Origin of the sequence: Acinetobacter sp. V2, from assembly GCF_001188385.1 — a bacterium.
Lineage (GTDB): Bacteria > Pseudomonadota > Gammaproteobacteria > Pseudomonadales > Moraxellaceae > Acinetobacter > Acinetobacter oleivorans.
On sequence record NZ_JZFB01000006.1, the window covers coordinates 35,080 to 45,090 of the forward strand.

Consider the following 10,011-nt stretch of genomic DNA (forward strand, 5'->3'; position numbering starts at 1 on the left):
TATTTAATTACATACCAACCGCCAAGGGTGCTTCATGCCCAATCTTGTCGTTTTTAGTGGAAATGCTCATCCACAGTTCGCTCAAAAAGTCGTAAGTCACTTACATATCCCTCTAGGTGCTGCATCAGTCGGTCACTTTTCTGATGGAGAAATTTCAGTAGAAATTACTGAAAATGTTCGTGGTAAAGACGTATTTATCGTTCAGCCTACTTGTGCCCCTACCAATGATAACCTTATGGAAATCTTGGTTATGGCAGATGCTTTGCGTCGTGCAAGTGCTGGTCGTATTACCGCTGTTATCCCTTATTTTGGTTATGCTCGCCAAGACCGTCGTCCACGTTCTGCACGTGTACCGATTACAGCTAAAGTTGTTGCAGACATGCTTACCACTGTTGGTATTGATCGTGTCGTAATGATTGACTTACATGCTGACCAAATTCAGGGTTTCTTCGATATTCCAGTCGACAACATCTACGGTACTCCTGCTTTGCTTGCTGACTTACGTCAACAACAGCATGACAACCTTATGGTGGTTTCTCCTGACGTTGGTGGTGTAGTACGTGCTCGTGCCGTTGCCAAACAGATGGGTGACATCGATTTAGCAATTATTGACAAACGTCGTCAAAAAGCCAATGAGTCGCAAGTTATGCACTTAATTGGTGACGTAAAAGATCGTGATTGCGTTATCGTAGATGACATGGTTGATACTGCCGGTACATTGTGCAAAGCAGCTGATGCGCTTAAGCAATTTGGTGCACGCCGTGTAGTTGCATACGCAACTCACCCTGTACTTTCTGGCAAGGCTATTGAAAACTTACGTAATTCAGTTATTGATGAATTGGTTGTCACTGACACCATTCCTCTTTCTGATGAAGCATTAACCTTGGGCAAAATCCGTCAGGTTTCTGTTGCTAGCATGGTTGCTGAAACGATTCGTCGTATTAATAACGAAGAATCTATCAGTGCGATGTTCGATAGTTTATAATACCGCAGCTTTTATAAACCCTGGCCTTGGCTGGGGTTTTCTATCACTAAACTGGTCGCAAGTTTAGTATATTTAAACTTTAATGAGGATTTACTCATGGCAAACTTCGTATTAAACGCTCAAGCGCGTGCTGAAGACAAACAAGGGAAAGGTGCGAGCCGCCGCCTTCGTCACGAAGCATTAATTCCAGCTATCATTTATGGTGGCAATGCTGAGCCTGTAGCTATTACTTTAGAACTTCGTGAGCTTGTAAAAGCTTTAGAAAACAATGCTTTCTTTGAAGAAGTTGTAGAAATCAAAGTGGGCGACAAAGTTGAAAACGTTAAAATCCAAGCGTTACAACGTCACCCATCTAAAAACACTCCTATGCACGCTGACTTCAAACGCGCATAAGTGTTGAAAGGCGTAGATTAGTGTCAAATATTTCGCTAATTGTTGGTTTGGGCAATCCTGGTTCAGAATATGCCCAAACCCGCCATAATGCAGGCTTTTGGTTCATTGAACAGCTTGCTAATAAATATGGCATTACATTAAAAAATGATCCGAAATTTCACGGAATCAGTGGACGTGGTAATATAGAAGGACACGATGTCCGTCTACTTCTACCCACTACATTTATGAACCGTTCTGGACAAAGTGTAGTTCCATTTGCAAAATTTTATCAAATTGCTCCCGAAGCAATTTTAATTGCTCATGATGAACTTGATATGAACCCTGGTGTAATTCGTCTTAAAACAGGCGGTGGACATGGTGGTCATAACGGTTTACGTGACATTGTCCCTCATATTGGTCCAAATTTTCATCGGTTACGTATTGGTATCGGACATCCTGGCTCAAAAGAAAGAGTTTCAGGTCACGTACTTGGAAAAGCACCAAGTAGTGAACAAAGTCTGATGGATGCAGCAATTGATCATGCCCTTTCTAAAGTGAAACTACTTGTTCAAGGACAAGTTCCACAGGCCATGAATCAAATTAATGCTTATAAACCCAATTAAATTGTTGAACAATCATGCTTGCTATCTTGCTTTTTTAGGAGCAAAATGCGCATCAGCCACTTTGCCAACCGCAAAAGCTAAAGATTTCACCATAAGATCTACATCTTAGGTCTACTCAGGAGACGCTAGCCATGCTATCTCGTTTATTAAAATGCAAAATTCACCGTGCAGTTGTAACCCATGCTGAACTTCACTATGAAGGTTCTTGTGCAATTGATGGCGTATTGATGGACTTAGCTGGTATTCGTGAATATGAAGAAATTCATGTTTGGAATGTAACCAATGGCAAACGCTTCACGACTTATGCAATTCGTGGTGAAGATAACTCTGGAATTATTTCAGTAAACGGCGGTGCTGCACATCAAGCAGACGTTGGTGATCTAGTCATTATTGCTACATTTGGTGATTTTACTGAAGCTGAAGCAAACATTCATAAACCACGTTTGGTCTATGCAAACCCAAATAATACAGTCAACCACACAGCGAATTGTATCCCTGTTCAAGTTGCCTAATTTCTTCTAAGAATAAAAAAGCCCGCATTGACGGGCTTTTATAATTTTATCAATCCTAAATCGTTCCTTCCCACCAGTTCTTTTGTTGTTTGCAATTCAATGGTTGAAGACCCTCTCCTCGCAAATCAAACAGGATCGCCTCTCCTTTTGTATTTACCTTAAATTCAGCATACTTTGCTTTCTGATAGCATTGAGCTAGACCTTCAGCAAACAAGAAACTTCGTGAAGCGGGATATAAAGCCTGTAAACGATTTTCAGGATTTTTTAAAATTAAACTTTGCCCAGCAAATGAATTGTTAGTATCTAAAATTGTACGAACTACTCGATTTTGTGAATCCAAAATAACTTTTGCTGGAACAGAAGAATGATTAAAAATTACCCGATCTAGAGCTTCACTCTCATTTCCTGCAAGAGCTTTAAGAGATTGTAAATTTAACTCATAAGCCAGTGCCATATAGTCACCTTGTAAAATTGAACGAGGATCGACTGGTTTAAGTTCAATAAAAATACTTTTACTATGATGCAAATGCCATTCGTTTTTTGCGACTAATCCTACAAAGATTAATATGGTGACTAATGCAAGAATAAGAGAAAAATACTTTTTCATTCTTTCTCTCCTTCAACAAGATCATCTTTATTTTCACGATGAAGTAACCATGACAGAGCCAAGAGAACAGCACCAGAAATAAAAATTGAGGCACTCTTGGCTAGAAAAGTTATTTGTAAGTTGTAGTAGAGCTGCCAGAACACTAAAACTAATACAGCCAAGCTAAATCCATAAACAATATAATCTTTCTTTTTTAATGCCCACGTTAAAATAATGAACAGGATAAAAATTTCAAAATAACCAAGTGTAATAAGTAAGATACCAAAAATTAAAAAGGCAAAAAAAGTGACTCCATGAAGTTGTCGATATAAATGAAAAATACTAAAACATAGCAACCATATACTAGGTAGCAAATACAAAACCCATAGTTGCTGTTCCATCGAGCTTTCTGGAACGAGCCCCATAAAAGCATCAAAAAAAGAAGCTACTAGAATTACTACAAGCACGCATAAAAAAATACTACGCTCATATAGTGCTATTGATTTGCACTTAGGCAACAGCACCAAACTAAAAACCAAGTAACTGAGCAAAGTTAAATTTAAATAGGTCTGATTAGAATGTATTGACCACAATGAATGGTCTAATTGCAGCAAGTAGATAAAAGCGATGCCATATGTAACAAGCATTTGGATTAAAATGAAAAACCAATGCGGTTTAAGAAAATAACTGATACATAGAATAAAAATCTGCGCAATCAAAACCCATAGAATTTGATCTGTTTCTGAACCAAGATGAAATAAGAAAGCGGTCTGCCCACTGATAAATAAACAATAAGCAAATTGTCGAAAGAAATAACTTTCTGATTTCTTTAAAAGAATAAAAGCTAATCCAACAAAAATAATTCCAATGACTAAAGAAATGGCCTCCCAAAACACTAGTGTAAAAGCCGCAAGTGCTAGACCTGCAAGCCAAGCACCAATTGCCAATGGAATGACATAAAAGCGGCTTTGACGAAAAATTTTTATTAAAAGATAACTAATCAATGCAAACCAAATAAAAATAATGCCCGCAATCAATAAAAAGATGAACTCATTAGAATCTTTAAATAAGTTATTAATCCCATCTACAAGCCATATTGTTGCGGTTACACCGAGAACAGCAGCCATTAAACTGGCACATAACTGATCATCTTTTTTGAAGAAATAATAAAAAGCGATGAGTCCTGAAAAGAAAGCCGAGATCAGATAAAGAATATTTTCATTCGATAAATATTGGATCATTCCAATGATTGAAATAACGGCAAACCAAGCGATAAAAACAAATCTTAAAGCACGATACTTCTTTATACACACCCCAAACTCGACCAGGCTTAATAAATTTAGAGCAAACAGATATAAATATGGAAACTTTTCTGACCAAAAAGTCTGTTTAAAAAATAAAAAAAGTGTGAGCTGGCTGGTTATACAAATTAGACCAAAAATTCCAATATTCGGTCGATATAGCCATGGTAGTAAAAGCAATGTCCAAATTAAAAAAAGCAAATAACTGTCTGCACCAGTTTGATAAACCTGTCCGATAACGGCCAAGCTTAAGCCTATCATCAAGCCACAAATACTGTGTAAGGTCTGCCTAACACCTTCAGTTAAGGTATCTTTTACACTGAACCATGCTGTCACAAGTAATATAAGAGGTGGGATAGCGAGTTGAATGCTATCTGGAAGCATCAACCAGTTAGCAGCAATTAAATAAAGAATACTTACCGCCATAAATACATAACTGAAAATATGGAGATGCTGAATAAATGAGCTATTTGTTAGAGGATAATAGTCTCTTATCTGCATGAAACACCTATTTTATTTATAATTTTCTATAAAAAACATAGCATTCCATTTTCATATCAACAAGTAAGCTCTTGTTAAAAAGCTTAATTCTGTTTATGAAAATACTTATTCATAATGAGACTTAGCATTCTACAAAAGCATCTAGCCAATTTTGCCAAGCGCGCTATAATAAAACCCATCGCTTCAGGGCGGGGTGTAATTCCCCACCGGTGGTAAAGTTAATTTTTATAAATAAATTAACAAGCCCACGAGCTTAAATTGTGTAATTTGAGCAGATTTGGTGAAACTCCAAAGCCGACGGTATAGTCCGGATGAAAGAAGACGACGAACTGGGATAAATCCATTTTATTTCAGTGCCAGCCTGTTTTTACATCAGTCCTGAAATGTTCAACCGTATTTTTACGAGAGCGTTTCATTATGTCTAGCTTAATTCAACCAGAACTTTTTTTCTCAGCCCTCTCTCCTGCTGAGCAGCGCATTCAACAAGCATTAGAAGATATCCGTAAAGGCAAACCAGTCTTGGTTATGGATGACTTTGACCGTGAAAATGAAGCTGATCTCATTATTGCAGCCGAAACGTTAACGGTAGAAACAATGGCACGCATGATTCGTGATGGCTCGGGTATCGTATGTTTATGCCTTACAGAAGAGCTAGCAGACCATCTAGAACTACCACCAATGGTTTCTCAAAACTCGAGCCAGTTTCATACCGCTTTCACAGTAACCATTGAAGCTGCTCAAGGTGTTACGACAGGTGTTTCTGCTAAAGACCGTGTTACTACTATTCAAACTGCAATTAAAGATGGTGCTGTCCCAAGCGATCTTAATCGTCCAGGCCACGTTTTTCCATTACGTGCACGTAATGGTGGAGTGCTTACACGACGTGGTCATACTGAGGGAACAATTGATCTCGCACGACTAGCCGGTTTAAAACCTGCTGGTGTGTTATGTGAATTGACTAACCCAGATGGCACTATGGCATCAGGCATTCAAGTTTTGGCTTATGCGCAAACTCATCATTTAACTGTGATTACGATTGAAGAACTTGTTCAATACCGCCAACAACACGGTGTTTAAATAAAAAAAGGTTTGGCTTTATATCAAAGCCAAACCTTTAAATTAAAACTTACTTATATTTAAGAAACTTTCTTTTGTGCTGCCACTTCTTCAACATAGTCCAAGAGTTCAGAGAATTGATTAATCATTGCTTTTGGCTGTGCTTGAGCAAGTTCCTCTGCTGTTCCATAACCATAAGTTACTGCGACTGCCTCAATACCATTATGACGTGCACCTAAAACATCATATTGACGGTCACCTACCATTAAGCATTCTTCTGGGCTTAGTTGCTCATGCTCAAGAATATAATGAATGAGTTCAGCTTTATTGGTGCGCTCACCTGTCAGTTCACTACCATAAATATGTACAAAATATTGGCTTAATTCAAAATGATCCAAAATACGTTTTGCATAAATCGTTGGTTTAGCAGTGGCAACAAATAAACGATACCCTTCTTCTTTTAACGCTTTAAGTGTCTGTACAACAGAAGGATATACTTCATTTTCAAATAAACCAATCACCGAGAAACGCTCACGATAAGCAAGTAGAGCTTGCTCAGCTAACGCATCATCTTGAGTAGCCAACAATTTTGCGAGTGAAGGTTTTAAGGGTGGGCCAATGGTCCAGTCAATATTTAAATCGGCAGCCAATGGATAGCCTAGTTTTTCCATTGCATAGCGAATTGAAGTATGGATACCAACTTTTGGGTCTGTTAGGGTTCCATCTAAATCAATCAAAATATGTTTTATAGCCATTCAATCACTAACCCAGTAAAGTATTTAATTCAATTGGTCGAGAGTTTAATCAAACTCTCTTATACTAACGTAAATTTAAATTGAAAAGGAAATAACCGTGCGTCCAACCGTACTTTGTTTCTCGGGTTTAGACCCTTCAGGTGGTGCAGGTTTACAAGCTGATATTGAAGCGATTGGACAAAGTGGTGCTCATGCAGCAATTGCATGTACAGCGCTTACCATTCAGAACTCACAACAAGTATTTGGCTTCGAAGCAACCTCAAAAGAACTATTATTAGCTCAAGCCAATGCCGTTGTTGGTGATTTACCAATTAAATGCGTTAAGTCAGGCATGCTTGGCACTACAGATAATATTGCTGCTCTAGCTGAATTTCTTCGCGCACACCCTGACTATCAATATGTACTTGATCCAGTTTTAGTGGCAAACAGTGGTGGCTCTTTAGGTGATCAAGCGACTCTTGTTAAAGCATTTGTTGAGCTTATTCCCCTAGCCACTATTATTACTCCCAACACAGTCGAATTACGTGCATTAACGGGTACAGATGACTTAGACCAAGCAACCAAAAAACTTTTTGAAATGGGTGCTAAAGCGGTATTAGTTAAAGGTGGACACGAAGATACACCAGATCATATTAAAAATAGTTTATATATTAATGGTGAACTTGCAGCGAGTAGTAGCTGCCCCCGTCTTGAAGGCGAATATCATGGATCAGGTTGTTCTTTAGCTAGTTTTATTGCTGGTCGTTTAGCTTTAGGTGATTCTTTAAAAATTGCAGTTCAGCATGCTGAAACATGGTTATTCGGTGTTTTAAAGAATGCTGACACTCCAGTGCCAAATGGGCAAAAAATACCAAAAAGATTTTAAAAAGAAAAAAAGGCGCCAACAGCGCCTTTTTTATTACCCTCAATTATTGAGGAATACGTAAAACCTGTCCAGGGAAGATCTCATCTGGATCTTTTAGCATTGGTTTATTTGCTTCAAAGATTTTTGGATACTGATTTGCATCACCGTAAAACTCTTTCGCAATTTTTGAAAGGTTGTCACCAGATTTCACTGTATAGAACTTACTTTCTGGTTCAGGAGTTGCAACAGTCATCTGGTCATCTACTTGTGCCACATGATCAATGTTTCCAACAATAAGAATAATTTTCTCTTTATCTGCTTGGCTTTTTACCTGCCCTTTAATAATTGCCGTATCTGTACCACCATTATAGGTTACAGATAAGCCCTCTACCCCTAAGCCTAAACTTTTAATTAAACCTAATAATTTATTTGCAACTTCTTGTGCAGAAGGTTCTGCTGGTGTTGCCGGAGCTGGTTGTGGTTCTGCAGGAGCGGTATTTTTCTTACCAATACCTTTTACAAAATCAAAAAGACCCATCTTTTAGTCCTCATATTATTGTTTATAGTAAAGTCATTAAACTGACCTTTATTGTTATACTTCAAAAAAGTTATGCCTCTGCTATCAATTGAGGTTGATCTTGTAAAAATATGTATCTCTTAATTTTTTTATCAAATAAAAAAAGCCACCTTACGGTGGCCTTCTTTTTATTCAGCAATACGCGAATTAACCAAGTTTTTTAGTTACATAGTCAATTGCAGATTGAACTGTAGTGATTTCGTTAGAATCTTCATCAGGGATAGTGATGTCGAAGTCATTTTCGAAAGACATTACAAGCTCAACTAAATCTAAAGAGTCAGCACCTAAGTCATCCATAAAAGATGCTTCGTTTTTAATCTCTTCAGCTTTAAGACCAAGTTGTTCTGCAACCGCTTGTTTAACGCGTAGTTCGATATCGCTCACAGGAATTCTCCTCATTGCTTGTGGCGTTTGATTTGCCACTAGTTTAATTGAATATAAAAATTTTTAAAAGTTTATACATCAGCCTTAGGCCATGTATAAACCACCATTTACATGTAATACCGTACCGGTAATGTAACCTGCTTTATCACTTGCAAGGAAACTCACCGCATTTGCGATATCTTGTGGCTCACCTAAGCGATTTAAAGCCACTTGATCACTCATTTTTTTGCGAATGTCTTCACTAAGTGCATCTGTCATTTCTGTTGCGATGAAACCTGGTGCCACACTGTTCACAGTGATTTGGCGGCTACCCATCTCTTTTGCAAGACTACGGCTAAACGCTTCAATACCTGCTTTTGCAGCAGAGTAGTTCGCTTGGCCTGGGTTTGCAAAATGCGCAACAACAGAACTAATATTAATAATGCGGCCAAAGCGCGCTTTTGTCATACCTTTAAGCACACGTTTAGATAAACGATATACAGCTTTAAGGTGAATGTTGAGAATGTCATCCCAATCATCTTCTGACATGCGTAGCAATAGATTGTCTTTCGTGATACCCGCATTATTAACCAAAACAAGCACAGGGCCATAGTTCTGTTCAATATGAGAAACGACTGCTTCAATCTCATCGAGATTACGCACATCGAGAGCTAAACCTGCACCTTGCTCACCAAAGCTTTCACTTAACTTTTGTGCACCAGATTCAGATGTCGCAGTACCTACAACAAAATAACCGTCTTGAATAAGTTGCTGGGCAATTGCAGCGCCAATGCCCCGACTCGCGCCCGTTACTAATGCAACTTTGCGTTCTTGTGTCATGCAATTTTTCCTTCTGCCACTAAAACAGCATTTAGGGCATCTTCCATTTTACTCTTGCTATCAATCGCAAAAGCTTTTTCTATATTTGGTAAACGCTTCGCGAGATTACTCAATACTGTACCAGGGCCACACTCAACAACGTAGTGAATACCTTGGTCTTGTAAGAACTGCATCGTGTCTGTCCATTGTACAGATTGGTACAATTGAGCAGTCAACGCCTGACGCAATTGAGCAACATCGGTAGCTATTCCCGCGTTGACATTTTGTATTACAGGTATGGTAGGCAGCTCAATGGCAGTTTGTTCCAAAGCTTCTGCAAATTTTTCAGCAGCAGGCTTCATCAATGAACAATGCGAAGGAACTGACACAGGTAAAGCAATTGCCTTAGCAGACTGCTCTTTTGCCAAAGCCATTACTTGTTGTACAGATGCTGTACTTCCGGCAATTACGACTTGGCCTTGTGAATTATAGTTTGCAGCTTCTACTGAGCCTTGACCTTCTGCATTCACGATTTGGCAAAGTTCAACCACTTTTTCATCAGCCAAACCAAGGATTGCAGCCATAGCACCTTCCCCTTGAGGAACAGCGCTTTGCATGAGTTTGCCACGCAAATTCACGAGTTTCACTGCATCTGCCAAGCTCATAGATCCTGCAGCAACCAAAGCGCTGTATTCACCTAGAGAATGCCCTGCAAGG

General features: G+C 38.7%; 13 protein-coding genes and 1 riboswitch. Of the genes, 6 read left to right on the top strand and 7 right to left on the bottom strand.

Annotation, left to right across the window (positions count from 1 at the left end; all coding sequences use genetic code 11):
• Nucleotides 1–34: 34 nt before the first annotated feature.
• The 4 genes from UC75_RS16025 to panD all read left to right on the top strand — a co-directional run bounded on the left by UC75_RS16025 (nucleotide 35) and on the right by panD (nucleotide 2,492).
• Nucleotides 35–985 carry a ribose-phosphate pyrophosphokinase gene (locus tag UC75_RS16025; RefSeq protein WP_005303079.1) on the top strand — a complete coding sequence of 317 codons (951 nt, stop codon included), beginning with the start codon at nucleotides 35–37 and terminating at the stop codon, nucleotides 983–985.
• A gap of 96 nt (nucleotides 986–1,081) precedes the next feature.
• Nucleotides 1,082–1,378: a 50S ribosomal protein L25 gene (gene rplY, locus UC75_RS16030; RefSeq protein WP_004794199.1), complete on the top strand. Its 297-nt coding sequence runs from the start codon at nucleotides 1,082–1,084 to the stop codon at nucleotides 1,376–1,378.
• Nucleotides 1,379–1,398: 20 nt separating this feature from the next.
• A complete protein-coding gene (gene pth, locus UC75_RS16035; RefSeq protein WP_005303077.1) occupies nucleotides 1,399–1,980 on the top strand; it encodes an aminoacyl-tRNA hydrolase in 582 nt (193 codons plus the stop codon).
• Nucleotides 1,981–2,111: 131 nt separating this feature from the next.
• Entirely contained in the window at nucleotides 2,112–2,492 is a 381-nt protein-coding gene (gene panD / locus UC75_RS16040; protein WP_002120296.1) for an aspartate 1-decarboxylase, read from the top strand.
• Nucleotides 2,493–2,547: 55 nt separating this feature from the next.
• Here the strand turns inward: panD and UC75_RS16045 are convergent, their stop codons facing one another.
• Nucleotides 2,548–3,099 (bottom strand): GDYXXLXY domain-containing protein, encoded by a 552-nt coding sequence (locus UC75_RS16045; protein ID WP_049838159.1) that lies wholly within the window; start codon nucleotides 3,097–3,099, stop codon nucleotides 2,548–2,550.
• Nucleotides 3,096–4,880, bottom strand: coding sequence for a DUF2157 domain-containing protein (locus UC75_RS16050; protein WP_049838160.1), 1,785 nt, complete (start codon nucleotides 4,878–4,880; stop codon nucleotides 3,096–3,098). The genes UC75_RS16045 and UC75_RS16050 overlap by 4 nt, the downstream gene beginning before the upstream one ends.
• Before the next feature lie 176 nt (nucleotides 4,881–5,056).
• Nucleotides 5,057–5,207: riboswitch (FMN riboswitch) on the top strand.
• 90 nt (nucleotides 5,208–5,297) lie between these two features.
• On the opposite strand from UC75_RS16050, the gene ribB reads away from it, so the two are divergent.
• The gene (ribB, locus tag UC75_RS16055) at nucleotides 5,298–5,957 is read left to right on the top strand and encodes a 3,4-dihydroxy-2-butanone-4-phosphate synthase (protein ID WP_049838161.1); all 660 of its coding nucleotides are present in this window, start codon (nucleotides 5,298–5,300) and stop codon (nucleotides 5,955–5,957) included.
• Nucleotides 5,958–6,016: 59 nt separating this feature from the next.
• On the opposite strand, the gene UC75_RS16060 is transcribed toward ribB, so the two are convergent.
• On the bottom strand, nucleotides 6,017–6,691 hold the full coding sequence (locus tag UC75_RS16060; RefSeq protein WP_049838162.1) for an HAD-IA family hydrolase: 675 nt from the start codon (nucleotides 6,689–6,691) through the stop codon (nucleotides 6,017–6,019).
• 97 nt (nucleotides 6,692–6,788) lie between these two features.
• Here UC75_RS16060 and UC75_RS16065 point away from each other — a divergent pair, with 97 nt between their 5' ends.
• Nucleotides 6,789–7,556 carry a hydroxymethylpyrimidine/phosphomethylpyrimidine kinase gene (locus UC75_RS16065; RefSeq protein ID WP_049838163.1) on the top strand — a complete coding sequence of 256 codons (768 nt, stop codon included), beginning with the start codon at nucleotides 6,789–6,791 and terminating at the stop codon, nucleotides 7,554–7,556.
• Nucleotides 7,557–7,599: 43 nt separating this feature from the next.
• On the opposite strand, the gene lysM is transcribed toward UC75_RS16065, so the two are convergent.
• The 4 genes from lysM to UC75_RS16085 all read right to left on the bottom strand — a co-directional run.
• On the bottom strand, nucleotides 7,600–8,073 hold the full coding sequence (lysM, locus tag UC75_RS16070) for a peptidoglycan-binding protein LysM (protein ID WP_049838164.1): 474 nt from the start codon (nucleotides 8,071–8,073) through the stop codon (nucleotides 7,600–7,602).
• A gap of 186 nt (nucleotides 8,074–8,259) precedes the next feature.
• Complete coding sequence (gene acpP / locus UC75_RS16075) at nucleotides 8,260–8,496, bottom strand: acyl carrier protein (protein WP_004641570.1); 237 nt, start codon at nucleotides 8,494–8,496, stop codon at nucleotides 8,260–8,262.
• Between the two features lie 84 nt (nucleotides 8,497–8,580).
• On the bottom strand, nucleotides 8,581–9,315 hold the full coding sequence (gene fabG, locus UC75_RS16080) for a 3-oxoacyl-ACP reductase FabG (RefSeq protein ID WP_004794212.1): 735 nt from the start codon (nucleotides 9,313–9,315) through the stop codon (nucleotides 8,581–8,583).
• Nucleotides 9,312–10,011, bottom strand: a 700-nt coding sequence (locus UC75_RS16085) for an ACP S-malonyltransferase (protein WP_228137440.1), incomplete at its 5' end; no start/stop codon positions are given. The genes fabG and UC75_RS16085, both read right to left, overlap by 4 nt.

Excerpts from the sequence above, each read along its gene's own strand:
- UC75_RS16025 (WP_005303079.1), top strand. The coding sequence starts at position 35 with ATGCCCAATCTTGTCGTTTTTAGTGGAAATGCTCATCCACAGTTCGCT.
- rplY (WP_004794199.1), top strand. The coding sequence starts at position 1,082 with ATGGCAAACTTCGTATTAAACGCTCAAGCGCGTGCTGAAGACAAACAA.
- panD (WP_002120296.1), top strand. The coding sequence starts at position 2,112 with ATGCTATCTCGTTTATTAAAATGCAAAATTCACCGTGCAGTTGTAACC.
- UC75_RS16045 (WP_049838159.1), bottom strand. The coding sequence starts at position 3,099 with ATGAAAAAGTATTTTTCTCTTATTCTTGCATTAGTCACCATATTAATC.
- UC75_RS16050 (WP_049838160.1), bottom strand. The coding sequence starts at position 4,880 with ATGCAGATAAGAGACTATTATCCTCTAACAAATAGCTCATTTATTCAG.
- ribB (WP_049838161.1), top strand. The coding sequence starts at position 5,298 with ATGTCTAGCTTAATTCAACCAGAACTTTTTTTCTCAGCCCTCTCTCCT.
- UC75_RS16060 (WP_049838162.1), bottom strand. The coding sequence starts at position 6,691 with ATGGCTATAAAACATATTTTGATTGATTTAGATGGAACCCTAACAGAC.
- lysM (WP_049838164.1), bottom strand. The coding sequence starts at position 8,073 with ATGGGTCTTTTTGATTTTGTAAAAGGTATTGGTAAGAAAAATACCGCT.
- fabG (WP_004794212.1), bottom strand. The coding sequence starts at position 9,315 with ATGACACAAGAACGCAAAGTTGCATTAGTAACGGGCGCGAGTCGGGGC.